The organism is Flavobacterium sp. HJSW_4 (assembly GCF_042436695.1).
Classification (GTDB): Bacteria; Bacteroidota; Bacteroidia; order Flavobacteriales; family Flavobacteriaceae; genus Flavobacterium.
Map to the genome: position 1 here is coordinate 1 of NZ_JBHNPP010000046.1, position 24,993 is coordinate 24,993.

Consider the following 24,993-nt stretch of genomic DNA (forward strand, 5'->3'; position numbering starts at 1 on the left):
AAAGCGTCAAGCGAAGTTCCGGGAATCATCCTTGGAAATCTGGTGAGAATAAGCGGAGTGGACATGCAGCTCGAAAGTTCGTACCGTGTAACGCAGATCACGCATTTCTGCGATGACGGAGGCAGCTACGAAAACCATTTTACGGCAGTAAACTTTAACGGTTCCGTATTTTCGCCCAAAACCAATCCCGATCTGGTTCCGCGATGCAAAAGCCAGACGGCAACAGTAACCGCCAATGCAGACCCGGACGGACTAAGCGGAGTGCAGGTGCAGATGCCTTGGCAGGAAGCATCGGGACAGACGACGCCTTACATTCCGCTGGTGCAGAAATACGGAGGAAACGCGAGAGGCTCCCATATTATCCCAGAAGTGGGAGACACCGTTTTTGTGGATTTCCAAGGAGGCAACGCCGAACTGCCAATCGTTGTGGGAACTATGACCAGCAATAAAGAAAAAAGCGGTTTCAGCACGCCGAATAATGATATGAAGGCGATAAGGACAAGAAGCGGCAGCAAAGCCATTTTTAATGATGAAACAGGAGACATTACAATTGAAAGCGAGAAAGGTCAGACGCTGGCAGTACTTTATGGTGATGGAAATATCAAGATAAAAGCACCGAAGAACATCGAGTTTGAAGCTGGGGAGGATATTGTCATGACGGCAGGAAAGGATATTACCACCAAAGCAAAGCAAAATATTACGGAAGATGCTGGCGGAAACCATACATCGAAAGCAGGAATTAATATGGTGCAAAGTGCTATAGGGGATTATAATTTGCAGGCTACTGACATAAATGAATCTGCAACAGGCAAAAGAAATTCTCACGCCGAGATAATTCAAGAACAAGCAGGTGAAATAAAAAAACATGCAACAGATGAAAATATTAATGTACAAGGGCAGAAAAAGGTAATCACTAATTCAGGCGAAAATTCTAATTTCTTTTAAATATGAGTGGAGGAGGAAAAATTACTCGGATAATTAGGGGGAAATCCAACTGGAATTCCCAAAGAGAAATGAATATAATTGCGACCAAAGGGGATGTTACTTTTTCAGCAGCAAAAAAAATCAATTTTTATGGAGTGGAAGATGGCGTACATGTTGGGGATTATAATTTTAAAGAAGAAAAAAATAACGACAAATTGTTTCCAACGGGATGGTACACCTATGATTATGATGGCACGAAGTATTTGCAGAGAGAGACAAGAGGACCTAAAGCACGTTTAGATGAGTTGATTTATTTTCATTTAAATGTTAGCGATAAGATCCCGACAGGCACAGAAATTATTTTTCAATTATGGGATTTTGACATGTTTCTGTTTCATGATTGCTTTAATCCTGATGATGACGAGTTTAATGGCAAAAAAGTATTTAAAAAAGGAAAAGTAAGAGAAGTAAATGGCAAAAAAAGAATAACAATAGAATTGTTTCTTGACCCTGAATGGAGCAAAGATATTTCAGTTGAAAAAGGAACCATGTTTGATGGGAGTTTGGATTTTTATTGGATATGGAATTACGATGGCATTGAATGGAATTCTGAAAGTTTTTTATTAAGAATCTACTTTTCTGAAAAAACACTAATATTAAAACCTGCTTATGAAGGCTATGGTTTTCCTGAAATACGAACTGCCGACGGAAATATTGTCATTTTCTCGGCAGGAATTGGATTGATTGACCCAACATCAGAACTTTTGGATGGTGAAATTAAACAGATAAGAGATAAAATAAAAAGCGAAGTATATGGAACTGTTGGTGATGTGGTAGCAAAATTTCGTGACAAAGTACAGCATACGATAGCAGTTCAGAAGCTTGAAAAAGGTTATTTGGCAAACAATTTGGGCAAGATCGAATTTAGCCGAAGGATATATACAAAACCTGTTCTTGATAACAGTGGAGAACTTTATACCATAATTCAAGCCTCAAATTTTGGCTATAGAAAAGGCGGAAAAACAGTAACAACCAAAGGTATAAGCCAATTAGATTTTTTTAAAGACGCCGGTCTTTTTAATAAAGTTGCTAATGTTTCGAGAGATTTGGTAAGCATTTTTGGCTTTTCTGATGTGATAAGTTTTGCCATGGATGAAAACCCTGCAACAATAATGACTGGTTTTGCCCCTTTAGATTTTTTGACTGCAGTTGTTTCGCCAAGCCTCACAGAGCCAATAAAAGAGAATTGGGACGCTGTAGTTTTTGAGTTAGCTGAAAAAGCAAAAGATAAGGGGCTTCGCGGGGTTGATGATTTTTTACAAAGTAGTGGAGGAAAGGAGGATAGTTATAGATACGGGGTACTAGCGATAAATCAAGAAATTTTAAATAGATTATTTAGAGGTAAAATAAATACCTTAAAAGAATTACAAGATTTAAGAGATGATGAAATGATAAAAAGTAATTATAATCACACTTTATTTATTTATACGGTATTTCACTACATTAAACATCAAGATGATATAAACGAAGATGTGGTATTAATTGATTCTATTTTTATAAATCATTAAATTAAAATTTATGAAATACATAAATATATTAGTTATATTTTTTTTAGTCTCTTGCAAACCTGAAGAGCCTGTTTCTGTAAAAGAAATTATTTCTCATGAAGTAGTAACTATTTTACCAAATGTAAAAAATCCTTCAATTAAAGATAGTATTCCTTTATCTGTTCCAATAGAATTTGAGATAACGATAACTTCTTCAAATCTTAAAACACTTGATTTGTTTTGTATTATTAACGGCAAACGACTGTTAGATGATTTTTTAGATTATCAGGTTTATTGTAAACAAAAAAGATTCAGACCAATTCACACATTAGATTTATCTTCTAAAAAAACAACTATTATTATAAAAGAAAGAAATCATTTAATTTCAAAAAAAGACGCTTTCGAATTATTAAAAAAATACAATGTAAATCAATCCTTAGAAAATTTAAAATTTGGAGACACTATAAAATTGATAAACGCCAATAAATTTAAGATGGAAAATAAGATTATAATTAATGAGTTCAATAGACTAAACGATTCATTAGTATTTAGAGCATTATTTGAAGGAGGAAAAATGATTCTTGTAAAGAAAAAGATTAACTGGTAAAATCTTAACTAGAGGTAATAAGTTTTACCATGGATTAAACCCCTGCAACAATAATGACTGGTTTTACTCCTTTAGATTTTTTGACAGCAGTTGTTTCGCCAAGCCTCACAGAGCCAATAAAAGAGAATTGGGACACTGTAGTTTTTGAGTTAGCTGAAAAAGCAAAAGATAAAGGGCTTCGTGGGGTTGATGTTTTTTTGCGTAGTTCTGGGGGAGGAGAAGATAGATATGCTTTTGGTACAACTGCGATAAGCCAAGAAATATTAAATAAATTATTAAATGGAGAGTTTAAAAATTTAAAGGATCTTCAACAACAACAATTAATAAAAAATGATTATCAGTCTGCATTAAAATATACATTGTTTCATTATATGAAAAAAAAATGAAAATTAAGATGTAACTTTTATTATTGATACAATTTCTATACACTAATAGATTCTATGAAAAATTATATTTATGCGTTAGTTCTACTGATTTTGGTTTCATGTAATTCTAAACCTAAACCTGCTCTAGAAGAAATAATATCTGATGAATTTGTTACTATAACAAAATCGATGATAGAAGTAGAATCAGATAGTGTATGTTTAAATCTGCCTCTAGAATTTAAAATAAAGTTACCATCTTCAGTTAACTATTTGTCAGCAAATCTTATTGATAACGGGCATTATTTATCGACTCCCAATGATTTTTTGATATATAATAAAGAGCAACCAAAAAAAGTCATCTTTGATTTTGAACAATATTTGCTTGTTGGCAAACCTTTCAAGATTATAATAAAAAAAAGAAATCATTTAGTTTCAAAAAAAGATGCTCAGGAATTGCTAAAGAAATATAGTAAAAAGAAATCTTTGAATAATTTGAAAAAAGGAGATACTATAAACTTAATTCCCTATGATATATTCAGAAAAGATAATCCAAATTTTTTAAATGAATTAAGAAGAATAGAAGATAAAATAAGAATTACCACAAGTTGTAAAGGAGAAGATTTTTTTAATTCGCAAGATTTTAAAATAAATTGGTAGCTGAGCATTATATGCTTGTTGATTTACGAAACAAATATTTGCATTGCTCTGCCAATATGGACGGTGTAGGTATGGAACCTCAAATGGATAATCAAAGCAATATTATCAGAAAACGAAAAACAATATCGGGCTAAGTATGAATAATAGATATTTTAAATTATTAACACTAACAATGCTATTAAATATAACATTGATTTCATGTCAAAACAGTATGAAAGAAAAAAAATATTTTTGGGATGCAGCAGTTTGTACACCAAGAAACTATCCAGCTGAAATATTTTCGGGACATTTATTATTGAGTGAAAAACCTAATGGCGGTTATGTTTATATGCCATTTGATAGAATTATAAACAGTGAAGATTTAGGTGACAATGACGGTTCTTCTTCTGGCAGAGCGGAAGGAATACCACCCAAAGTACTAGATATTTCATGGATGTCTTATACCGAGAATAAAAGCTATTCAGGCATTTTTAACTTGATTCAGATAAAATAGAATCCTTGATGATTAATGGTAGTGACAGACCTTATTGGGATAAAAAAACAAAAAGTGTTCAGAATTTTAAAGATCAACTTTTTGTGGTTAACGCCGGCTTGTTTCCAGGCGGCATGGTTGTAGTATATGTTTGGAGTACAACGAATACTATAATTGTCGGACGATATCAGGCTCATGAAGATGATAATGTTAATTGGGAAGCAGCTCATCCATCAATGAAAGGCAAAGAAGGTATTAAGGATTATGTTGATTATATGAACGAAGATTTGCCACAAGAAATAAAACATCAGATTAAAAACGGTACAATACCATTTGGATATTGGGAAACGCTTTTTAGGGAATATAATCTAACTCCTCAGGTTAAATCAGAAGATAAAGTAGAAACTATTAAAATAAATTATATAAACGGCGAATTTGAATCAATCTTTTTGATTTTAAACGGTAATGTCATACCTGTAAAGAAACGTGCTATTCCAAGAAAAATAAACATTGTTTGGCATGATGTAAACGACAGACGCATGGAAAGCGATGTGTTTTTTGATGAAAAAAAATCGAAAGCCATTTTTGAGAAATTCAAAACAGAAGAAGCTATCAATTTTGTAATTGAGATTGACCGAAATACCAAACCAAGAGAAACAAAAGGGATATCTATAAAATTAAAAACAGCATCTGGCGAAGTTGATATGAAAGAAGCAATTGTTTCGCAGGAATCGTTTACGAAATCTAAGCCTTATTGAGTGAGACAATCAATGAAAAAGAATTATTTGCTTTCAGCTATAATTGTATTGAATGTAATGTTTGCTTCATGCCAAAATAAGATGGGATAGTATTTATTGTTTTTTACACGATCGCTCGGATAAGTTTGCTCAATAAAAAAGAGGCTCAATTTTGAGCCTCTTTAGGTGAATTAAATAACTAACGTGATATAGAATCTTGGATGATTTTAAGCCATTTTTTCGCAAACTGATGATCTTGGTAGACACTAATCTGTTTGATGCGGTCATCATCAAAATCATAGAATGGAATTAATATTTTTTTAGATGTTTCTTTTTCTTGAAATTCAAAATCAATTTTGATGATTGTATCTGAACCAGCATCTGTTGTCGGAATTAATTTGCTTGAAGCAATTGTATTTAAATCGACATATGTTGATTCTTGCTGATTTGGATTGAAATTCATCAAAATGAATTTATTGTTTTTCTGATCAATCGTTAAAGTCTTATTATTGATTGATTCGGTCAAATCAAAATCTTCTGGATTATTTGGATTGAATCTTTTCTTAATATTTAGAATTCTTGTTTTACTTGCTGCCGATGAACGTGCAGAAAAATATACCGGGATAGCGACAATAATTAAAATCACAATACCCATGATTGTGGTAGTAGTTTCCATAATGTTTTTAATGAAATAAATAAATGATATGCAAAACAGTTCTCAAATTGAAAACGGTTTTCTTAAAGATGAAGAATAAATCTTCAGTTGAAAATCAAGTATTTATTTACCAGAAAAAATGGAAAGCATAGAGTATGACTAAAACCTTTTTACTTTGAGTTGTAAAGAGTTTAGTATATGCAGTAATATAGGTAACGGTTTGATGCTGTGGGATTAGCGGTAAAAGCGTGTCAAAGCATTTAATTATTCCGATAGGATTTGTTTTGATGTTTGCCGCAAATTGATAACTTCCTTGCGGTTGTATAAATGCAGACGAATCAGGAATATCTTTGCAGAAGTTGGTATCCGATTTTTCCGTTTCGATTATGCGTGCAGAAGCTTGGTCTGCTTGGTAAGCAAACAGTCCAGCAAGCAAAAGCGTAATAAAAATAACGGTTTTACGAATCCAATTCATGTCGGCGAATTTAAGTCATAAAACGCAATTAAAGAAATTTTATAGAATTAATTAACACCTAAAAAAAAGTCCTCAATAAAATGAGGACTTAAGAGTTATTGTTGCATTTTAAAATAATAATCTGCTGAGTGTTTACCGCTTCCATAGAACAGGAAGAAGATGCAGACTAATAAAACGACTAAGGCTAAAATTAAACTTTCGGAGTGCATTTTTCCCATAAAGTTAATGAGAACCGCGCCAAATAAAACTGGCAATTGAGCTGCAATTGCCCATCTGGTTAAGAGTCCAAAAATAATCATTATACCACCAATCATGTGGGCAGGAGCAATGTAATGCAGCATAAACATACCTCCGCCATACTTGTCGATAGGGGAAATCAAATCATGCAGGTATTGAACATTGGTAACGAAAGAGACCCCTTTCATAAATAAAAATCCACCCAAAACAATACGTACTAAATCAACTGGTAAATAAGTGTGCGAATTTGCCCATTTATTCAAACTTTTTACATTTTCCATGATGTTGTGTGATTAAAAATTATATACTAAGTTACTAATTTTTAATCAGATATTTATTTTTAACACCTTGAAAATAAGTTTTTTGCTTTTTATTTAACGTATCGTTGAGAATTCCTAAATCTTTAAACCTGAATAACTCCTAAATTAAATGGTTTTTCTATAGGCGCATGGTTTGCAGCTTCGATTCCCATTGAAATCCAATTACGAGTTTCTAACGGATCAATTATCGCATCTGTCCATAATCTTGAAGCCGCATAATAAGGAGAAGTCTGCTCATCATAACGTGCTTTTATTTTATTGAATAACTCGGTTTCTTTTGCTTCATCGACTTTTTCTCCTTTCGCTTTAAGCGAAGAAGCTTCAATTTGTGCTAATACTTTTGCGGCTTGAGTTCCGCCCATAACGGCAAGTTCGGCACTTGGCCAAGCAAATATTAATCTAGGATCATAAGCTTTTCCGCACATAGCGTAATTTCCTGCTCCGTATGAATTTCCAACAATAACAGTAAATTTTGGAACAACCGAATTACTCACAGCATTTACCATTTTAGCTCCGTCTTTAATAATTCCGCCATGTTCAGATTTTGACCCGACCATAAAACCAGTAACGTCTTGTAAAAACACCAATGGGATTTTTTTCTGATTGCAATTGGCAATAAAACGAGTTGCTTTATCGGCACTATCAGAATAAATTACGCCGCCAAATTGCATTTCACCTTTTTTAGTTTTTACTACTTTTCTTTGGTTGGCAATAATTCCAACAGCCCAACCATCGATTCTGGCATAGCCTGTAATTAGAGATTGTCCGTAGCCTTCTTTATAAGCTTCAAATTCTGAATTATCGACCAAACGTTTGATGATTTCCATCATATCGTATTGTTCAGTTCTGGCTTTTGGAAGAATTCCGTAAATATCATTTGGTTCTAACGCTGGTTTTTCAGCTTTGATTCGGTTGTAGCCAGCTTTATCAAAATCCCCAATTTTATCTACAATATTTTTTATTTTGTCTAAAGCGTCTTTGTCGTCTTTCGCCTTATAATCGGTTACGCCTGAAATTTCACAATGTGTTGTAGCGCCTCCTAAAGTTTCATTATCAATTGTTTCTCCAATTGCTGCTTTTACTAAATAACTTCCTGCAAGGAAAATGCTTCCTGTTTTATCAACGATTAAAGCTTCGTCGCTCATAATTGGAAGATAAGCGCCACCAGCAACACAACTACCCATAACGGCAGCAATTTGAGTAATTCCCATGCTGCTCATTTGAGCATTATTTCTAAAAATACGTCCGAAATGTTCTTTATCTGGAAAAATTTCATCTTGCATTGGCAGATAAACTCCTGCGCTATCTACAAGATAAATAATTGGAAGTCTGTTTTCCATCGCGATTTCTTGCGCGCGAAGGTTTTTCTTTCCAGTTATAGGAAACCAAGCTCCAGCTTTAACAGTTGCATCATTAGCGACAACAATGCATTGTTTTTCTTTAATGTAGCCAATTTTCACCACAACACCTCCAGAAGGACAACCGCCGTGTTCAGGATACATTCCTTCACCGGCAAAACCTCCAATTTCAATACTTTTTGAATTTTCATCCAATAAATAAGCAATTCTTTCTCGAGCTGTCATTTTTCCTTCAGAATGAAGCTTTTCGATTCTTTTTTCGCCTCCGCCTAATTTAACTTTGGCAAATTTTTGTTTTAGTTCTGAAAGGAGTAATTTATTGTGATCTTCGTTTTTATTGAAGTTTAAATCCATGATATAGTATTGATTTTATAAAATAGTGTTGGCTAATTTACAAAATCAATTGAAATAAATAGAATATATAATCACGTGATAAGGTTTGAAATTTTAAAATTCGGTTAAATAAAAAAGCAGAAGTTTAAACTTCTGCTTTTTTATAATCGTAGTTAAATTATTTTTTAGAACTGCAAACCATTCGTTTTAAAATAGCCCATTGTTTTAGTGCGTCTCGAGCTTCAACAGCTGGATAACCCAGCATTGTTTTTCCTGCAGGAACATCTCCTGTTACACCAGAGCCAGCACCAATTACAGCACCGTCACCAATAGAGGTGTGGTCTTTTATAGATGCGCTTCCGCCAATTATAACTCCGTTTCCTAAGGTTACAGAACCTGCTAGACCGCTGTTTCCAGCCATAATGCAAAATTTCCCTAACTTACTATTATGTCCAATTTGAACTAAATTGTCAATTTTACAACCGTCTCCAATAATAGTTGAACTAAATTTTCCACGATCTACACAAGTATTTGCACCAATTTCAACTCTATTCCCAATAACCACATTACCGATTTGAGGAATTTTTACCAAACCATTTTGGGCACATGGACGAAATCCGAATCCATCAGCTCCAATTGTAGCATTAGGATGAATAATGCAATCGTGACCAATATGACAACGCTCTCGAATTACGGTTCCAGACCAAATAGTAGTATTTTCTCCAATAATGCATTCGTCTAAAACAGTAACATTTGGGTAAAGTGTTGTATTTGCGCCTATTTCAACTTTTGGACCAACATAGCAACCTGCTCCAATTTTTACGCCTTCTCCGATTATTGCAGTTTCATCTACAGTTGCAGTTTTGTGAATGTTAGTGTGAAAAATAGGAGTAGGAAGAGCAAAAAGTGCTAAAATTTGAGACATTGCTAAGTCTGCATTTTTTACTTTTATAAATGCTCTGTTTTCTCCTGGTTCTATTGAAATATCTTCATTTACAACCGCAATTGATGCGTTAGATGTGCACCAATGTTTTTCGTATTTTTTATTCCCTATAAATGAAATTTCTGAAGATGTCGCTTTTTCAAGCTGTTCAGTTGCAGTAATGTTATGTGAAGTTGTGCCGTAAATTTCACCATTGATAACTTCGTTAATCTCTTGAATTGAATAGGATCTCATTAATAAGTATTAGGATATTTGGGTTTAATTTTTGCCAAATAAAATGAATTACATTTTAATTACCTAATATTTTTTCTTGCATTAATTGATAAAAACTCAAAGTAATAATCTTTATATTACAAAATTAACATTTTATGTATTAAAAAAATGATTGTTTGTTAATATGATTGAATTCGGAAAATTGCGTATAAGAAACCTGTATCAACTTTAAGCCTTGTAGAAAGGAAGTTTCTATGCTCGTTTTTTAATTGATAATTAACCACTTAAATATTTTTTAGTTAAATATTTAATTAAAAAAAGCGATTCCATTTTTTATAGGAATCGCTTTATTATTTATTCTTTTACTTTATTCAAAGAGAGTGCATTAATGCAATATCGAAGACCGCTTGGAGGCGGACCATCAGGAAAAATATGTCCTAAATGAGAATCGCAAACATTGCAAGTTACCTCAACGCGAATCATTCCGTGAGATCTGTCGGCGTGATACCCAACTGCATTTTCTTTTACTGGCTGAGTAAAAGACGGCCATCCTGTTCCAGATTCGAATTTTTCACTCGCATCAAACAATAAGGTGCCACAGCATTTACATTCGTAAATTCCTAGTTCGAATAAACTGCACATTTCTGAGCTAAAAGATCTTTCAGTTCCTTTTAAACGAGTTACCTGAAATTCTTCTGGAGTTAGAATTTGTTTCCATTCTTCATCCGTTTTTTCCACTCTTTTGTCTGGAGTTGGATTTCCTTTATTTGTAAAATGAATTACATCTGCCCATTTTATCATAACTGTTTGTTTTTTTGTTTCAGGTTTAAAGTTTCAGGTTGCTGTGACTGCAAACTGCGACTGAATACTATTCTTCCTCTTTCTGTCCCATCATCATCAGATAGGCTTTCAGGAAAGGATCGATATTTCCGTTCATTACACCATCAACATCGCTAGTTTCGTAACCTGTACGAACGTCTTTTACTAATTTATAAGGTTGCATTACGTAATTACGAATCTGCGAACCCCATTCAATTTTCATTTTTCCAGCTTCGATGTCGGCACGTTGCGCTTGTTGTTTTTTTAATTCGATTTCATACAATTGAGAACGAAGCATTTGCATAGCACGCTGTCTGTTGTCTTGTTGAGATCTCGTTTCAGAACATTGAATCTGAATTCCAGTTGGTTTGTGAACTAACTGAACTTTCGTCTCCACTTTATTTACGTTCTGTCCACCAGCACCACTCGAGCGAGAAGTTGTGATTTCGATATCGGCAGGATTAATGTCGATTTCGATACTGTCATCAACCAAAGGATAAACATAAACGGATACGAAAGAAGTATGGCGCTTAGCATTACTGTCAAATGGCGAAATACGAACTAGACGGTGAACTCCGTTTTCTCCTTTTAAATATCCGAAAGAATAATCTCCTTCGAATTCTAAAGTTACGGTTTTAATTCCAGCAACGTCGCCTTCTTGAAAGTTAAGTTCTTTGATTTTGTAACCATAACTTTCTCCCCACATCATGTACATACGCATAAGCATTCCTGCCCAGTCGCAACTTTCAGTTCCTCCGGCTCCAGCAGTAATCTGAACTACAGCACTTAAACTGTCACCTTCGTCAGAAAGCATGTTTTTAAATTCGATGTTCTCAATATGTACTTGTGCGGCATCATACTGTTCATCCAATTCCTCTACAGAAAGTTCACCTTCTTTATAAAAATCGTAAGCCAGCTGTAATTCATCTGTAAGAGAAACAGCTTTGTCATAATCTTCAATCCATTTTTTCTTGTTTCGAAGATTTTTTACAAGGATTTCTGCTTCTTTTGGATTGTTCCAAAAATCAGGAGCGAACGTTTTTTCTTCTTCGTTGGCAATTTCGATTAGCTTGGCATCGACGTCAAAGATACCTCCTCAACGCACCAAGGCGCTCCACAATACCTTTTACTTGTTCGGCTGTTGTCATAAATTAATTAATAGGTTTTTATATGTTTTTTAGAATTATTACGTTAATTTGGTCTATAGAAACGAGCGAGTTAAATTTTGTTTAACTTGCCGAGAATAACTATTTGTAATACGTAATTTTGCATACAAAAATAAGATATAGTTTTTAGAATATGGAAATAAATTTAATCAGCGATACCATAACAAAGCCTACTTATGAGATGCTTCAGTATATGTTCAACGCTCATGTCGGCGATGATGTATACAAACAGGACCCAACGGTGATTGAATTAGAAAACAGAACAGCAGAGTTTTTTGGAATGGAAGCTGGTCTTTTCTTTCCTTCTGGAACTATGGCAAACCAGACTGCAATTAAACTGCATACGCAACCTGGCGAACAGTTAATTGCTGATAAATATGCTCACGTTTATCATTATGAAGGAGGAGGAGTTTCTTTTAACAGCGGTGTTTCTTGCTGTTTAGTAGATGGAAACCGTGGAATGATAACGGCAGCGCAAGTAAAAGCTGCGATAAACGATCCAGAGTTTTATCATAGTCCGCTAACGAGTTTGGTTTGTGTTGAAAATACAACCAATAAAGGTGGTGGAGCTTGCTACGAATTAGAAGATTTAAGAGAAATAAAAAAAGTTTGCGACGCTCATAATTTAAAGTTCCATTTAGATGGAGCTCGAATTTGGAACGCGTTAGTAGCTAAAAGACAGAATCCGAGAGAATTTGGAGCTATTTTCGATACGATTTCGGTTTGTTTGTCTAAAGGATTAGGCGCTCCAATTGGTTCTGTGCTACTTGGGAGTAAAGCTGATATTCACAGGGCGTTGAGAATCAGAAAGATATTGGGTGGGGGAATGCGTCAAGTTGGCTATTTAGCGGCAGCTGGATTGTATGCTTTGGCTCATAATATCGAAAGATTGGCAGAAGATCATCGCAGAGCAAAAGAAATTGCAAAAATCCTAAGCACAAAACCTTGGATTTCATCTATCGAACCTGTAGAAACTAATATTTTGATTTTTTCGCTTGCAGAAGGTTATAGCGATCAATTATTAATCGAAAAATTAAAACAGAAAAATATCCTAATAAGTTCGTTAGGACACAATAAACTCCGAATTGTAACGCATTTAGATTATAAAGAAGTGATGCATACTTATGTGCTAGAAACACTTTCGAAGTTCTAAAAAAAGGTTCAAAGTTGCAGAGGTTCAAAGGCACAAAGTTTTAAAAGCTTTGAGAGAAAACTTTGAACCTCTGCACCTTTGAGCCTTTGTTCCTTATTTAAAAAGATTATCCATTCCAGGAATAGACGGCATATCCATTCTTGCAACAGCGTCTAATTCTCTTTCATTTACATTTGTAGCTTTTTCAATAGCTTTATTTAACGTTACAATTAAGTAATCTTCTAATTGCTCTTTATCTTCTAGCAAAGAATCGTCAACAGAAATTGTTTTTATTTTTCGGCTTGCTGTAATTGTAACTTTTAATAATCCGTCAGCGCTTTGTTCATCAATCAAAACAGTATCTAAACGCTTTTTTGTATCTTCAATTTTTTGTTGGGTTTCTTTAAGTTTGCCCATCATTCCCATTAAATCCATTTTTGTTGATTTTTTAAATTATTTCAGACAAAATTAGTATATTGCTGTGTGAATTCAATAGAATAATTTAAGAAAAAATTAATTCTGTTCTGTTGGGTTTGTGCTATTTTTGCGACTTCATATTAAAAAATTAATGCTTAATAAATGCAAAATGATATATCGGCCCCAAAGGCTAAAGTAATACCAAAGACATTAAAAAAACATAAAGAAGCTAGGATTGACAACTATTTCTGGCTTAATGACAGAGAAGATTCGGAGGTAATTGATTACCTAAATAAGGAGAATGCTTACTATGAAAGTATGACTTCTCATACCCAAAACTTAAAAGATAGTTTGTTTGAAGAAATGAAAGGAAGAATTAAAGAAGATGATTCTTCTGTTCCTTATTTCTATAACGGATATTTTTATATTACACGTTTTGAAACAGGTCAGGATTATCCAATTTTTGCAAGAAAAAAAGGAAGCCTTTCTGCAGAAGAAGAAATTCTTTTTAACTGTAACGAAATGGCAAAAGGTCATGCTTATTTCAAATTAGGAGGTTTAAGCATTAGTCCAGATAACAAATTTGCCAGTTTCGGAGTGGATATTGTGGGAAGAAGAATCTACACTATTCAAATAAAAAACTTAGAAACAGGAGAAATCTTGGCTGATAAAATAGAAAATGTTACGGGAGCTTCTGTTTGGGCAAACGACAACAATACTATTTTTTATGTTAGACAAGATGAAAAAACATTAAGAGCTGATAAAGTTTTTAGACATAAATTAAATACAACATCTGAAAACGATGTTTTGGTTTATGATGAAGTTGATGATACTTTTAATGTATCTATAAGTAAAGAAAAATCAAGAAAATATATTGTCATTGGTTCTGGAAGTACTTTGACAACTGAATATAGAATTCTGAATTCTAACAATCCAGATGGAGAATTTGCTGTTTTTCAGCCACGTGTACGCGGATTAGAATACAGTATTTCTCATTATGAAGATTCTTTTTACATCTTAACCAATAAAGATAAGGCCACTAATTTTAAATTAATGAAAACGCCTGAAGACAAAACAGGAAAGAAAAACTGGGTAGATCTTATTCCGCACAGAGAAGATGTTTTGTTGGAAGATATTGAGATATTTAAAAACTATTTAGTTGTAGAAGAGCGTTCAAATGGATTGAATCATATTAGAATCATGCCTTGGGGTGATGAGCCAGATTATTATCTTCCTTTTGGCAGCGAGACATACAATGCGTATACAACAACAAATGTTGATTTTGATACGGATATTTTGCGTTATAGCTATCAATCATTGGCAACGCCATCTTCTGTAATTGATTTTAATATGAAGACTAAAACCAAAGAAATCTTAAAAGAGCAAGAGGTTTTAGGAGGAAAGTTTGATAAGGACAATTATATAGAAGAAAGAGTTTGGGCAGTAGCAAGAGATGGAGTAAAAGTGCCTATTTCTATGGTTTATAGAAAAGGATTAGAGAAAAATGGTAAAAATCCTTTGTTGCTTTACGCATACGGCTCATACGGAATTACGATGGATACTTATTTTTCTTCGACAAGACTATCGCTTTTAGACCGAGGATTTGTTTACGCAATTGCTCATATTAGAGGAGGAGAGGACTTAGGAAGACAATGGTATGAGGACGGAAAACTGTTAAAAAAGAAAAATACCTTTACAGATTTCATCGATTGCTCTAAATTTGTAATTGACCAAAAGTATACTTCTTCGGAGCATCTATATGCAGAAGGAGGATCTGCTGGAGGACTTTTAATGGGAGTAATTGTAAATGAAGCTCCTGAATTATATAACGGAGTCATCGCTCAGGTGCCTTTTGTAGACGTAATTACCACAATGTTGGATGACAGCATTCCGCTTACAACTGGAGAATATGACGAATGGGGAAACCCAAACAATAAAAAATATTACGATTATATGTTATCATATTCGCCTTATGATAATGTAAAAGCGCAGGAATATCCTAATATGTATGTTTCTACCGGATTACACGATTCGCAGGTACAATACTGGGAGCCAGCAAAATGGGTTGCAAAATTGCGAGATTTAAAAACAAATAATAATCTTTTGTTTTTAGATACAAACATGGATGCGGGTCATGGTGGGGCTTCGGGACGTTTCGAGGCTTTAAAAGACTTAGCAAAAGAATTTAGTTTTTTATTAGATTTAGAAAAAATTAAAAGCTAATTAGAAATTTTTTGTTAAATTTGCAACCTATCAAGGTTAATTTAAAAAAGGCCTTTGATTAACTATTTTTTTATGAAAGAAGAAATAACTGCTTATAATAATGTTTTAGAGTTAATAGGAAACACCCCCCTTATTAAGCTAAATAAAATTACCGAAGAGTTAGAAGGAAATTTCTACGCAAAGGTAGAAGCTTTCAACCCAGGTCATTCCTCAAAAGATAGAATAGCATTATATATTATTGAAGAAGCCGAAAGAAAAGGAATTCTATCTCCGGGAGATACCATCATCGAAACGACATCTGGTAATACAGGATTTAGTTTAGCAATGGTAAGCATTATTAAAGGTTACAATTGTATTTTAGCGGTAAGCTCAAAATCATCTAAGGACAAAATTGACATGTTGAGAAGTTTAGGCGCCAAAGTGTATGTCTGTCCGGCTCACGTTTCTGCAGATGATGAAAGATCTTACTATAATGTAGCAAAACGTTTGCACGAAGAGACAAAAGGTTCAGTTTACATCAATCAATATTTTAACCAATTAAATATTGATGCTCACTACAACTCTACAGGTCCAGAGATTTGGGAACAAACAAAAGGACAAATCACGCACTTAGTTGCTTGCAGCGGAACAGGAGGAACTATCTCAGGAACTGCAAAATTCTTAAAAGAAAAAAATCCAAATATTAGAATCTTAGGAGTTGATGCTTTTGGATCTGTATTGAAAAAATACCACGAGACAAAAGAATTCGATAATAAAGAAATTTACCCTTATCGTATAGAAGGTCTTGGTAAAAACTTAATTCCGTCTGCTACAGATTTTGATATTATTGATAAATTCATGAAAGTAACCGACGAAGAAAGTGCGCACTCTGCAAGAGAAATCACTAGAAAAGAAGGTTTATTTGTTGGATATACTTCTGGAGCAGTAATGCAAGCCATTAAACAATATGCAGAAGAAGGAGAATTTACAAAAGACAGTAATATTATTGCTATTTTCCCTGACCATGGTTCTCGTTACATGAGCAAAGTATTCAGTGATGACTGGATGAACGAGCAAGGTTTCTTTGATAGTGTTAACGAAGAAGAAGCTCAAAAAATTGAATTCGTAAAGTAATCTAATACTTTTCAAAATATTTAAACTCCATTCAAAATGAATGGAGTTTTTTTTATTTCAGCTTTTTCTCATTCAAATAAAAAAGCCAAAAGTTAAAATTTATTGTTTTGCTGATTATACCGTATTTATACGTAGGAAATTATTAGTTATGCTGATTTTAATTTAATGTTTTGGCGATATTTATAAATTTTATAAAATAGCTTTTAAACGATAAAATGCATAAAAAACGTTATTTCAACGAGTATTTTGGTAAGTTGTCGGAAATATTTTAGCTCCATATAGTAATAATATAGTTTAGCTGTATTAAAATAACATAGTTGTTTAATCCCTAAAATCTATTATTATGAAAAAATTACTACTAACAGCAGTGTTTGTAAGTTTTTTGAATGTTAATGCTCAAGCACCGATTCAGGAATTTAACTTTAATGGTACTTTAAACAATACTGCAAACACAACTTCATTTATTGGCACCTATAATTTCGTAGCCGACAGAGCAGGAGCCATAAAAGGAGCACAACGATTAAATAATAAAGCTCTGGAAGCTGTAATTGATAATCTGCCCCAAGGAAAGACTTCAAGAACTATTAGCATTTGGGTTAAATTCAATGATATTTCAAATGCGAATTATATTTGGGGTTATGGAAGTCCGCAAAATGCTCAATATTGTGGCTTATTGCAACAAGGAACGGCAACTTCTAACTCTGATTTGAGTTTGGCGGCTTGGGGAGCTTCAAATGACGTTATTGTATCTACATCTCTTGAAAAGAATATTTGGTACAATTATACCATTACCTATGAAGGAACTACTTCTAAAATCTATCGTGATGGTAAATTATTGAAGTATTTGGAAGGTATGGCAAGATCTACTAATGGAAATATTTTCAGATTAGGAGAAATCAATACTATGGTTGGAATTAATGCCGATATAGATGATTTAAAGATTTATAATGTGGCTTTGTCTCCAGAGCAAGTAGTAGACTTATATGAAAGCGAAAAGACAGCTAATTTAGTGGCTGCAGCACCTGCGGATGCTAAAACGGTAAAAACTGCCGTAAAAGCAAAAACTGCAAATGAAGTGATAATTACTTCGAATGATGTAAACAGTGTGCCAAAAACAGTTGAGGTATATTCTCAAGGGCAAAAAATAATAGGAAGTAATGCAACAAACATAAGCGATCTTCCAGAAGGAACTTATTTGTTAAAAATCACCAGTACTCCGTCAAAAAAAATTACTTCTAAATAAAGGTTTTTTAGTTTTTAAATGTTAGTTAGTTTTTTATTGCGCAAGCAATTTGAGTTTTTGGAATAGTAAGGAAAGCTTTCTGTGATCAGAAGGCTTTTTTTAATCTAATTTCCAGCCAAAAGTGGTCTGGAAAACATAATCATCTTTAGAAGCACCTTCTTTTGGCTTGTTATCATAGTTGTAAACAAAGGACAGCTTTATAAAAAAGTCTAATGGCAAATCATATTTGGTGTCTACAGAAAAATCGGTACGAACCCTTTTGCTTTCTGTTAAACTCGGAAAAACAGTCACTTTCGACTGAATGCTAAAATCACCGATATCATATAGATTAAGGTCACTTCCCAAAAATAACTCCAAACTTTTATTGGTTTCATTGGTCCCTGTAAAACGTTCGTTGTTAAAAGATAATCCAGAAGCAATTCCCCAGTATTTTTTGTTGCTATGCATAAGATATTTCCCGTAACCCGCTTTAGAAACAATACGGAGATCAATGTCCTGTTCTGTATTTTTTAAAGTTACAATAGATAACGGAATAAAGTAATCTCTAGGGAGTAGGTGTACATAGCTTAAATCGGTATCAATTCTGCGTATAGGTTCGCTATCATCTTGTATTGATTGAAGTTGTTTGTAAGTGGCTGTTCCGTACCATTTTTTTGCTGTGTAGCCTAAATTTACGTTTACCGTTAATTGCTGTAAACTTTGCGCTTTTGTCAATTTGATTCCTGCATCAAAACTTGCATCAAGTCTGTCCCAAAAACTTTCATCAACGGGTTTTATGCGCACAATATCGGTAAGATCAATAATACTTTTGGTTTGCGTTTCGATATTCGTGATTTCGCATTTGTTTGGAGTTTTGATTTTGGTGATTTTTCCGTTTAATAGATTTCCGTTAGAAAGATTGATAATATGAACTCTTTCAGAACCAATACTTTTGACATATTTCCATTCTACTTTAAAATCATCTTTGCTGTAATCGGTTTCTATTTGTACAATACCTTTATTCATTGTTTTTATTTCACCCACAATAATATCATTGTTTTTCAGTACAAGAGTATCACAAACCTGTGCACTGATTTTTAAGAAAAATAAAAGAAAAAATAAGAGTAAAGTTTTCTTCATACTAAAGTTTATTTCTTTGATTGTCAGCTTGTAATGTTAAAGTTAGAAATAAAAATGTAATGTAGGACAGAATCCAAAAAAAATCCTGTTTTGGTAGAGTGAGATTAGATAAACGAGTGCAATCAAACTTAAAATGTTTTGTAAAACAACGCTATTGAAGTAGAAAAATCATTTTTGTGAGAATTGTGTATTTGTATGTAGGAATTGCTTGTATATGCTGAATTTTAATTATAGTTTTAACAAATTTTCTAAAAATATTGAACGAAATTTTGAATTGTAAAATCTAAAAACATTTAAATTTTACAATCAGTTGCTATTTGCCTTAAAATAAAACTATTCTGATAAAAGTTATAACTATGAAAAAAATATTACTCACTTTAATGTTTGTAAATTTTTTAACTGCGAATGCGCAAAATCCAGTGCAGGAATTTAATTTCAATGGAAATTTAAACAGTGCCGATAATTCGATTTCTTTTTTAGGAACACCACTTTTTGTAAACGACAGAATGGCAAGTCCGAGAAGCGCGTTACGACTTACAAATAAAGCTTATCAAGCCGTCGTAGGCGAGCTTCCACAAGATAATAAACCTAAAACAATGTCAATTTGGGTAAAATTTAATGCGGTAAATGTTCCCAATTATATTTTTGGTTATGGATCTGCTGTAAATGGACAATATTTCGGACTGATACAACAGCCGGTAGTAGGAGGTAATGCAGATTTAAGTCTAGTAGGATGGGGAGATGCAAATAACGTGATCGTTTCAGTGCCATTAGTAAAAGAGACTTGGTATTTCTATAGTATTACTTATGATGGAAATGTTTCCAAAATCTACCGAAATGGCGAATTATTAAAATCTGCTGACGGAATTCAGCGATCGGCAAAAGGTTATATTTTGAACTTAGGAAAACTAAATACCTCAACGAGTATCAACGCAGATATCGATGATTTAAGATTGTACACTGTTGCAATGACAGATGAACAGGTTTTAGAAGCCTATAATAGTTCAAAACCAAATGGCATGACTGCTACAGAAGCAGCACCTGTTTCAAACTCTACAACTCCAAATGTTTCAAAAAAAGCTGTTGCTCCAATTGCAAAAACTTCTGCCCCTGTAGCTGCTCCTGACACTAGTAAAAACAACGGCAAAACTATTGAAGTTTTCTCTCAAGGGAAACAGATAATGACTGCCAATGCTTCTAATATTGGTGATTTGCCTGAAGGTACTTATTTGATTAAGGTGATCAATACAAGTGCTAAAAAATAGTATGATAATTTAGAAATAAAAAGTAGTCAAAATGCCTATAGTTATCTGTAATAGAAGAAAATCAATTCAAAATATTGAAAAAGAATACCCAAATTCTGAAATAATAGATGTGACATCAAAAGCTGCGGATGATTATGTGAAATTTAGTCCTTTTTATCCTGTTGGCAATATTCCAATTCCTTTTTCAGATAATCGTTATAGCGAATCTGTCGAAGGTGTTTGGCAAGGCTTAAAGGTTTTTGAAAATCATGGAATTGATGAATCTAAGTTTTCGATTCAAAATATGAAAAACTTAAAAAGAACTGTTAGAAAATATGGCAGTGTTTTGGGGCATCAAAAAGGAACAGACACTTCAGAGCTTTTGGATTATTATACCGCAAGAATTAATATATATGTTCCTTCTTATGAGTTTGTATTGAAAAATTATCTTAGCGATTTAGTAGAAAAGCTGAAAATAATTTCAGCAACAAAAACAGTGGTATTATTAGATTACGAGACCAATACAGATCTAAAAAATACAAGCAAACCGTTATCTCATGCAAGCCTTATAAAGAGTTTTATAGAGAATAATTAAAGTTATGACTAGTCCTGAATAATCGATACAGATTATTAGAGAATATATTTAATTAAACACCTATAACTTTTTTTTAGCAGCGGTTTTTAGTATGCTAAAACCTAAACTGACTGCAATCATTTTTAAAACCATTTTCATACGCTCCATCCATATTTTCAGATTCAAAAGTTAAGGGCTCTTCTATTCCAAAATCTTTCTTTATTTTTTCTAATAGGCTTGCCAAAACACTTCTATTATACTCTGCGCATTCTTTGCCCAATAAAAGTTTATTCGGCTGGTTTAATTCTTCATTGAATCCAGCCCATATCAATTCTGAAAAAATATTTATTTTCATCCATAATGATAATTCAATACTGTTTGCCGGATATTCATCAGCAGTTAATGAAAAAAATGCAGCATCTTTAATAATATGTTTTTTGCTTCCTTCAAGGCAGATGTCAAAATAATAATCTGCTAGAGTACGTTCTATACTTTCGTCAATAACTTCAAGATTGTCTAGCCAGGAATCAAAGTCTTCTTGATCTGCCGTCCATGTTGCATAATCGTTTGTTTTTACATGGTTCATGTCAGACATTAATAATTTGGTAGGCTTTCCCGAGATGTTCAACAATTTTTTGAGTAAAGTAACCGCATTGATAGACGTTAAGTCTTCTTTGCCATTAATAACAATTTTGCCTGTCCAGTCACCAACAATTCTACCATAAGGATTTATTCTTTGGATGCTTTCTTCTACTTCTTTAGAAATTTTAAATGTTATCATCGTCTTATTTTTTTTGACTTTATTTAGTAGAATAAAAACACATTAAGCTTCGTTTTCATACTCCTTTAATTTGTCTTTGTATTTCTCGAGCATTTCGCAAATCTCTTCAGTTGGTATTTCGGTCACAAATTTTCCATGATATTCTAACGTACTTATTTCTTTATGAATCAATATTTTGGACACTTCCAAGCCCCATGATATTTCTGGATATTCTCCGCTCATTACTTGTTTGCAACTTGTAATTCCATCTTCTATCATTGAAAAAGGCGTATCTAGAATTTCATTATTAAAGATCCAAAGTTCTTTATCTTCAAAATAAATTGTTGGTTTAATTGTGTATCTGACGAAAGCTAAGTTAAAATTATATTCATATAAAAATAAAAAACCTCCTGAAATTCAGAAGGCTTATTTTTATCTCTTTTTCTGCTGACCGGGAGCGTAAGCTTTTGCACTTTTGTCTCCATTCATTTTTTTGGCTTGTCCTGGTGGTATTTTTTTACCAGATGGTGCAGGTGCATGCGTGTGAGTATGTGTATGCGTAGTGCAGCTAATTACACTTAAGACTAAGAATAAAAGAACTAGTACGATTACAGCAATTCGAGTAATTTTTGATGTTTGCATTTTTGGTTTTAAATTTATTTGAGGTATTGCAAATATAATCGAAATGCTATTTTTTGAAATGTTTAAACTTAGTTTAAAATCAATTAAAATAATGCCTCTAGAACAGCTTGTGTTAAAACCAATCTTTGTGTGCTAATTAATTTTTCTCTATTTGTAAAACCGCATATACAAAAATGCCATAATAATCACGATATTCATTAATATCAAAAATGATAAGATAATCGTTATTGCATTCTTTAGAATTATAAAATTGATATCTGTACGGAAAATTCCTGTTTTGATCTTCTAAATCTTGCAGTTTAGTCACGTAGTTTTGTGCTAAATCATAATTTGAAAGCTGACCACTTTCTGTTAATGAACGCAAGAAATTAGAGCTTGCAAATGAAAGTACAGCCTCATGTTTAATCTTTCCGCTACCGCAATAAAAACTAAAACACAATTCAGCATCTGGATGGTGAAGAGGTAACGATCGTTCTTCTCCTAACTGTATTTTTTTGATAATTGAAATTTTGGTCATAATTGGCAATAAAGAATAGAAGTTTTGGAGTCTATTATGATTACTTTATTAAAGGGTTATTTCCTTGTAATATGTTCCTCTAGATGTTTTTAGTTTTGCTACTATTTCATCAGTCAACAATGGAGATTCCCAAATGCCGAGAATATAATTAACATCTTCTCCCAACATATCTTCTCCTGCTCCTCTTGGTTGGCAATCAAATTGCCAGCGAAGAAATTCAATTCTTAAATATTCTTTTCCATCCAGCTCCATTAAAGTAATATAACCGTGACCGTCATAAAGTTTGTGGATTTTTAAAACGCTCCAATAATAGCCTTGAGAATTCGATTGCTCTTCAATTTCGAATCCGTATGTTTTAGATAAGAACATTAATTCGCCCAAAGTAAAATATTCATCAGAAGGAGGAGTCGAATAGCCGACTAAGTCTCTCGTATAAGTCTTTTTCTCAGAATATTCTACATCTAAGATTTTTATTGAAGGTCTTATGAGTTCTGTTCTGATAGAACTTATTCCCTCTACATCATCCTTAAAATTTATAGATTGTATGCAGTAGAAGTTTTCTATTAGTTTCATTTGGAAGGTTTGATTGTCATTAGCTATAGAAACAAATATAAATTTTTATTTGAATAAAGATAAGTTCCCCAAAACAAAAAAGTCTCCTAATATTTGGAGACTTGTATTTGTTTTTTAGCTAATAACACTGATAACGATAAATAAAATTACTAGTGCGATTACGGCAAATTTCATGAATTTTGAGGATTGCATAAACGTAAGTTTTAAATTGATTTATTTCTGATATCAGCAAATATAATTTTTTATTTGAATTAAGCGAAAGTTCTTTAAAACAAAAAAGCTCCAGAAAAATCCAGAGCTATTTTAAAAATATATTTTTACAGAAAGACTATTCTTCTTTCATTGTATGATAAACGTTCATAACGTCATCATCTTCTTCGATTTTTTCGATCAATTTCTCAACGTCAGCGATTTGAGCTTCAGTTAATTCTTTAGTGATTTGCGGAATACGCTCAAAACCAGAAGATAAAATTTCAAGACCTCTGTTTTCTAATTCTTTTTGTAAAGCACCAAAGCTTCCAAAAGGAGCGTAGATTAAGATTCCGTCTTCATCTTCAAAAACCTCTTCAGCACCAAAATCGATTAATTCTAATTCTAATTCTTCAGCATCAAGACCATTATTTGCAATTCTGAAGTTGCAAGTGTGGTCAAACATAAACTCAACAGAACCTTGAGTTCCCATTGTTCCGTTGCATTTGTTAAAATAACTACGAATGTTAGCTACAGTTCTGTTATTGTTATCAGAAGCAGTTTCAATTAAGATTGCAATTCCGTGAGGAGCATATCCTTCAAACAAAATTTCTTTATAGTTAGCAGTATCTTTGTTACTTGCATTTTTAATTGCGCGCTCCACATTGTCCTTAGGCATGTTTGCAGCTTTCGCATTTTGTATAACAGCTCTTAATCTAGAATTGGCATCTGGGTTTGGTCCGCCTTCTTTAACAGCCATTACGATATCTTTACCAATTCTGGTAAATGTTTTGGCCATTGCAGACCAACGTTTCATTTTTCTTCCTTTTCTAAATTCGAACGCTCTTCCCATTTCTAATTTTTAGTTTTGTGATGCAAAAATACGGTTTTCCTAATTTTTACAAAAACAAAACAATTCTTTTTTTAAGGATGATTTTTGAGTTTCAAGTTTCAGGTTTCAAGTTGATTTGCCATGGCAAAAGTTTCAAGTTTAGCACAACCTGAAACTTGAAACTTGAAACTTGAAACAAAACTATTTAATGCCACCGTTAAATTCATTAATGATATTTACGGCTTCGTTGAGGTACGGATTTGTTTTAAGATTATCCATTTGATATTGATTAATCGTTTTATCATTTGGATAAGCGCCTAGAAGAAACTGATTAACACTAGAGTTATAAACGTCAAGCGGATTATTTTCATCATTAAAAGTATTGATCTCTTTCCAAAGTGCGCTTAGTGTCTTTTTCTGATTGAAAACAGCATCTAATGTCAATGGAATCTCAGCTTTCGGAGTATTTACAAGTTGATCTATTTTAAGATTGATTTTTTTTATATTGTCAAAAAAGTAATTATCAGATAATCGCTCCGAACTGTTTTTGGCAATTTTATCAATTAAATTCCGCTTCACATAAGTTT

28 protein-coding genes and 1 pseudogene are annotated in these 24,993 nt (G+C 33.0%); 13 read left to right on the forward strand and 16 right to left on the reverse strand.

The annotated features are described in order from the left end of the window. The 7 genes from ACE01P_RS22890 to ACE01P_RS22920 form a co-directional block, all read left to right on the forward strand. On the forward strand, positions 1–945 hold a 945-nt coding region (locus tag ACE01P_RS22890), incomplete at its 5' end, for a phage baseplate assembly protein V (RefSeq protein WP_379701382.1). 2 nt (positions 946–947) lie between these two features. Then, positions 948–2,492, forward strand: a complete 1,545-nt coding sequence (locus ACE01P_RS22895) for a hypothetical protein (protein WP_379701383.1) — start codon at positions 948–950, stop codon at positions 2,490–2,492. 10 nt (positions 2,493–2,502) lie between these two features. After that, on the forward strand, positions 2,503–3,078 hold the full coding sequence (locus ACE01P_RS22900) for a hypothetical protein (RefSeq protein ID WP_379701384.1): 576 nt from the start codon (positions 2,503–2,505) through the stop codon (positions 3,076–3,078). 53 nt (positions 3,079–3,131) lie between these two features. Continuing rightward, positions 3,132–3,464, forward strand: a complete 333-nt coding sequence (locus tag ACE01P_RS22905; RefSeq protein WP_379701385.1) for a hypothetical protein — start codon at positions 3,132–3,134, stop codon at positions 3,462–3,464. 54 nt (positions 3,465–3,518) lie between these two features. Beyond that, complete coding sequence (locus tag ACE01P_RS22910) at positions 3,519–4,100, forward strand: hypothetical protein (protein WP_379701386.1); 582 nt, start codon at positions 3,519–3,521, stop codon at positions 4,098–4,100. A 172-nt stretch (positions 4,101–4,272) separates the two neighbouring features. Next, entirely contained in the window at positions 4,273–4,593 is a 321-nt protein-coding gene (locus ACE01P_RS22915) for a DUF2931 family protein (protein WP_379701387.1), read from the forward strand. 8 nt (positions 4,594–4,601) lie between these two features. Continuing rightward, a complete protein-coding gene (locus tag ACE01P_RS22920; RefSeq protein ID WP_379701388.1) occupies positions 4,602–5,330 on the forward strand; it encodes a DUF2931 family protein in 729 nt (242 codons plus the stop codon). Positions 5,331–5,508: 178 nt separating this feature from the next. Here the strand turns inward: ACE01P_RS22920 and ACE01P_RS22925 are convergent, their stop codons facing one another. The 7 genes from ACE01P_RS22925 to prfB all read right to left on the reverse strand — a co-directional run bounded on the left by ACE01P_RS22925 (position 5,509) and on the right by prfB (position 11,810). Further along, positions 5,509–5,985 carry a hypothetical protein gene (locus ACE01P_RS22925; protein ID WP_379701389.1) on the reverse strand — a complete coding sequence of 159 codons (477 nt, stop codon included), beginning with the start codon at positions 5,983–5,985 and terminating at the stop codon, positions 5,509–5,511. A 106-nt stretch (positions 5,986–6,091) separates the two neighbouring features. Further along, on the reverse strand, positions 6,092–6,439 hold the full coding sequence (locus ACE01P_RS22930; RefSeq protein ID WP_379701390.1) for a hypothetical protein: 348 nt from the start codon (positions 6,437–6,439) through the stop codon (positions 6,092–6,094). Between the two features lie 95 nt (positions 6,440–6,534). Further along, positions 6,535–6,957 carry a DoxX family protein gene (locus tag ACE01P_RS22935; RefSeq protein ID WP_379701391.1) on the reverse strand — a complete coding sequence of 141 codons (423 nt, stop codon included), beginning with the start codon at positions 6,955–6,957 and terminating at the stop codon, positions 6,535–6,537. A gap of 122 nt (positions 6,958–7,079) precedes the next feature. Continuing rightward, positions 7,080–8,708 (reverse strand): acyl-CoA carboxylase subunit beta, encoded by a 1,629-nt coding sequence (locus ACE01P_RS22940; protein WP_379701392.1) that lies wholly within the window; start codon positions 8,706–8,708, stop codon positions 7,080–7,082. A gap of 157 nt (positions 8,709–8,865) precedes the next feature. Beyond that, positions 8,866–9,864 (reverse strand): UDP-3-O-(3-hydroxymyristoyl)glucosamine N-acyltransferase, encoded by a 999-nt coding sequence (gene lpxD, locus ACE01P_RS22945; RefSeq protein WP_379701393.1) that lies wholly within the window; start codon positions 9,862–9,864, stop codon positions 8,866–8,868. 333 nt (positions 9,865–10,197) lie between these two features. Next, positions 10,198–10,644 carry a peptide-methionine (R)-S-oxide reductase MsrB gene (gene msrB, locus ACE01P_RS22950; RefSeq protein WP_379701394.1) on the reverse strand — a complete coding sequence of 149 codons (447 nt, stop codon included), beginning with the start codon at positions 10,642–10,644 and terminating at the stop codon, positions 10,198–10,200. A 67-nt stretch (positions 10,645–10,711) separates the two neighbouring features. Beyond that, positions 10,712–11,810, reverse strand: a protein-coding gene (gene prfB, locus ACE01P_RS22955) for a peptide chain release factor 2 (RefSeq protein ID WP_379701395.1) whose coding sequence is annotated in 2 segments (ribosomal slippage) — positions 10,712–11,746 and positions 11,748–11,810 — 1,098 coding nt in all. Because the reading frame shifts where the segments join, the coding sequence is not laid out codon by codon here. A gap of 151 nt (positions 11,811–11,961) precedes the next feature. On the opposite strand from prfB, the gene ACE01P_RS22960 reads away from it, so the two are divergent. Next, positions 11,962–12,981, forward strand: coding sequence for a low specificity L-threonine aldolase (locus tag ACE01P_RS22960; protein ID WP_274256155.1), 1,020 nt, complete (start codon positions 11,962–11,964; stop codon positions 12,979–12,981). A 93-nt stretch (positions 12,982–13,074) separates the two neighbouring features. On the opposite strand, the gene ACE01P_RS22965 is transcribed toward ACE01P_RS22960, so the two are convergent. Then, on the reverse strand, positions 13,075–13,395 hold the full coding sequence (locus tag ACE01P_RS22965; RefSeq protein WP_125719568.1) for a YbaB/EbfC family nucleoid-associated protein: 321 nt from the start codon (positions 13,393–13,395) through the stop codon (positions 13,075–13,077). A gap of 144 nt (positions 13,396–13,539) precedes the next feature. Between ACE01P_RS22965 and ACE01P_RS22970 the strand changes: the two genes are divergently transcribed. The 3 genes from ACE01P_RS22970 (at position 13,540) to ACE01P_RS22980 (ending at position 17,956) form a co-directional block, all read left to right on the forward strand. Then, positions 13,540–15,600 carry a S9 family peptidase gene (locus tag ACE01P_RS22970; protein WP_379701396.1) on the forward strand — a complete coding sequence of 687 codons (2,061 nt, stop codon included), beginning with the start codon at positions 13,540–13,542 and terminating at the stop codon, positions 15,598–15,600. 72 nt (positions 15,601–15,672) lie between these two features. Next, complete coding sequence (locus ACE01P_RS22975) at positions 15,673–16,713, forward strand: PLP-dependent cysteine synthase family protein (RefSeq protein WP_379701397.1); 1,041 nt, start codon at positions 15,673–15,675, stop codon at positions 16,711–16,713. A 343-nt stretch (positions 16,714–17,056) separates the two neighbouring features. Continuing rightward, on the forward strand, positions 17,057–17,956 hold the full coding sequence (locus ACE01P_RS22980; protein WP_379701398.1) for a LamG domain-containing protein: 900 nt from the start codon (positions 17,057–17,059) through the stop codon (positions 17,954–17,956). A gap of 99 nt (positions 17,957–18,055) precedes the next feature. Here the strand turns inward: ACE01P_RS22980 and ACE01P_RS22985 are convergent, their stop codons facing one another. Next, on the reverse strand, positions 18,056–19,075 hold the full coding sequence (locus ACE01P_RS22985; protein WP_379701399.1) for a DUF481 domain-containing protein: 1,020 nt from the start codon (positions 19,073–19,075) through the stop codon (positions 18,056–18,058). Between the two features lie 356 nt (positions 19,076–19,431). Between ACE01P_RS22985 and ACE01P_RS22990 the strand changes: the two genes are divergently transcribed. Next, positions 19,432–20,340, forward strand: coding sequence for a LamG domain-containing protein (locus tag ACE01P_RS22990; protein WP_379701400.1), 909 nt, complete (start codon positions 19,432–19,434; stop codon positions 20,338–20,340). 31 nt (positions 20,341–20,371) lie between these two features. Beyond that, complete coding sequence (locus ACE01P_RS22995; RefSeq protein ID WP_379701401.1) at positions 20,372–20,914, forward strand: DUF6939 family protein; 543 nt, start codon at positions 20,372–20,374, stop codon at positions 20,912–20,914. 94 nt (positions 20,915–21,008) lie between these two features. Here ACE01P_RS22995 and ACE01P_RS23000 read toward each other — a convergent pair whose 3' ends face one another. The 7 genes and pseudogenes from ACE01P_RS23000 to ACE01P_RS23030 all read right to left on the reverse strand — a co-directional run. After that, entirely contained in the window at positions 21,009–21,674 is a 666-nt protein-coding gene (locus tag ACE01P_RS23000; protein ID WP_379701402.1) for a hypothetical protein, read from the reverse strand. Positions 21,675–21,716: 42 nt separating this feature from the next. Beyond that, the gene (locus ACE01P_RS23005; protein WP_379701403.1) at positions 21,717–21,932 is read right to left on the reverse strand and encodes a hypothetical protein; all 216 of its coding nucleotides are present in this window, start codon (positions 21,930–21,932) and stop codon (positions 21,717–21,719) included. A gap of 153 nt (positions 21,933–22,085) precedes the next feature. Then, positions 22,086–22,295 (reverse strand): hypothetical protein, encoded by a 210-nt coding sequence (locus ACE01P_RS23010; protein WP_379701404.1) that lies wholly within the window; start codon positions 22,293–22,295, stop codon positions 22,086–22,088. Positions 22,296–22,431: 136 nt separating this feature from the next. Beyond that, positions 22,432–22,812: a hypothetical protein gene (locus ACE01P_RS23015; protein ID WP_379701405.1), complete on the reverse strand. Its 381-nt coding sequence runs from the start codon at positions 22,810–22,812 to the stop codon at positions 22,432–22,434. 48 nt (positions 22,813–22,860) lie between these two features. Next, positions 22,861–23,385: a hypothetical protein gene (locus ACE01P_RS23020; protein WP_379701406.1), complete on the reverse strand. Its 525-nt coding sequence runs from the start codon at positions 23,383–23,385 to the stop codon at positions 22,861–22,863. Between the two features lie 328 nt (positions 23,386–23,713). After that, positions 23,714–24,427: a YebC/PmpR family DNA-binding transcriptional regulator gene (locus tag ACE01P_RS23025; protein WP_026729302.1), complete on the reverse strand. Its 714-nt coding sequence runs from the start codon at positions 24,425–24,427 to the stop codon at positions 23,714–23,716. A 180-nt stretch (positions 24,428–24,607) separates the two neighbouring features. Next, positions 24,608–24,993, reverse strand: a pseudogene (locus ACE01P_RS23030) (peptidase S41); the annotation flags it as partial.

What these genes read in the sequence shown, in the direction of transcription:
- ACE01P_RS22895 (WP_379701383.1), top strand. Translation starts at nt 948, where the DNA reads ATGAGTGGAGGAGGAAAAATTACTCGGATAATTAGGGGGAAATCCAAC.
- ACE01P_RS22900 (WP_379701384.1), top strand. Translation starts at nt 2,503, where the DNA reads ATGAAATACATAAATATATTAGTTATATTTTTTTTAGTCTCTTGCAAA.
- ACE01P_RS22905 (WP_379701385.1), top strand. Translation starts at nt 3,132, where the DNA reads ATGACTGGTTTTACTCCTTTAGATTTTTTGACAGCAGTTGTTTCGCCA.
- ACE01P_RS22910 (WP_379701386.1), top strand. Translation starts at nt 3,519, where the DNA reads ATGAAAAATTATATTTATGCGTTAGTTCTACTGATTTTGGTTTCATGT.
- ACE01P_RS22915 (WP_379701387.1), top strand. Translation starts at nt 4,273, where the DNA reads ATGCTATTAAATATAACATTGATTTCATGTCAAAACAGTATGAAAGAA.
- ACE01P_RS22920 (WP_379701388.1), top strand. Translation starts at nt 4,602, where the DNA reads ATGATTAATGGTAGTGACAGACCTTATTGGGATAAAAAAACAAAAAGT.
- ACE01P_RS22925 (WP_379701389.1), bottom strand. Translation starts at nt 5,985, where the DNA reads ATGGAAACTACTACCACAATCATGGGTATTGTGATTTTAATTATTGTC.
- ACE01P_RS22930 (WP_379701390.1), bottom strand. Translation starts at nt 6,439, where the DNA reads ATGAATTGGATTCGTAAAACCGTTATTTTTATTACGCTTTTGCTTGCT.
- ACE01P_RS22935 (WP_379701391.1), bottom strand. Translation starts at nt 6,957, where the DNA reads ATGGAAAATGTAAAAAGTTTGAATAAATGGGCAAATTCGCACACTTAT.
- ACE01P_RS22940 (WP_379701392.1), bottom strand. Translation starts at nt 8,708, where the DNA reads ATGGATTTAAACTTCAATAAAAACGAAGATCACAATAAATTACTCCTT.
- lpxD (WP_379701393.1), bottom strand. Translation starts at nt 9,864, where the DNA reads ATGAGATCCTATTCAATTCAAGAGATTAACGAAGTTATCAATGGTGAA.
- msrB (WP_379701394.1), bottom strand. Translation starts at nt 10,644, where the DNA reads ATGATAAAATGGGCAGATGTAATTCATTTTACAAATAAAGGAAATCCA.
- ACE01P_RS22960 (WP_274256155.1), top strand. Translation starts at nt 11,962, where the DNA reads ATGGAAATAAATTTAATCAGCGATACCATAACAAAGCCTACTTATGAG.
- ACE01P_RS22965 (WP_125719568.1), bottom strand. Translation starts at nt 13,395, where the DNA reads ATGGATTTAATGGGAATGATGGGCAAACTTAAAGAAACCCAACAAAAA.
- ACE01P_RS22970 (WP_379701396.1), top strand. Translation starts at nt 13,540, where the DNA reads ATGCAAAATGATATATCGGCCCCAAAGGCTAAAGTAATACCAAAGACA.
- ACE01P_RS22975 (WP_379701397.1), top strand. Translation starts at nt 15,673, where the DNA reads ATGAAAGAAGAAATAACTGCTTATAATAATGTTTTAGAGTTAATAGGA.
- ACE01P_RS22980 (WP_379701398.1), top strand. Translation starts at nt 17,057, where the DNA reads ATGAAAAAATTACTACTAACAGCAGTGTTTGTAAGTTTTTTGAATGTT.
- ACE01P_RS22985 (WP_379701399.1), bottom strand. Translation starts at nt 19,075, where the DNA reads ATGAAGAAAACTTTACTCTTATTTTTTCTTTTATTTTTCTTAAAAATC.
- ACE01P_RS22990 (WP_379701400.1), top strand. Translation starts at nt 19,432, where the DNA reads ATGAAAAAAATATTACTCACTTTAATGTTTGTAAATTTTTTAACTGCG.
- ACE01P_RS22995 (WP_379701401.1), top strand. Translation starts at nt 20,372, where the DNA reads ATGCCTATAGTTATCTGTAATAGAAGAAAATCAATTCAAAATATTGAA.
- ACE01P_RS23000 (WP_379701402.1), bottom strand. Translation starts at nt 21,674, where the DNA reads ATGATAACATTTAAAATTTCTAAAGAAGTAGAAGAAAGCATCCAAAGA.
- ACE01P_RS23005 (WP_379701403.1), bottom strand. Translation starts at nt 21,932, where the DNA reads ATGATAGAAGATGGAATTACAAGTTGCAAACAAGTAATGAGCGGAGAA.
- ACE01P_RS23010 (WP_379701404.1), bottom strand. Translation starts at nt 22,295, where the DNA reads ATGCAAACATCAAAAATTACTCGAATTGCTGTAATCGTACTAGTTCTT.
- ACE01P_RS23015 (WP_379701405.1), bottom strand. Translation starts at nt 22,812, where the DNA reads ATGACCAAAATTTCAATTATCAAAAAAATACAGTTAGGAGAAGAACGA.
- ACE01P_RS23020 (WP_379701406.1), bottom strand. Translation starts at nt 23,385, where the DNA reads ATGAAACTAATAGAAAACTTCTACTGCATACAATCTATAAATTTTAAG.
- ACE01P_RS23025 (WP_026729302.1), bottom strand. Translation starts at nt 24,427, where the DNA reads ATGGGAAGAGCGTTCGAATTTAGAAAAGGAAGAAAAATGAAACGTTGG.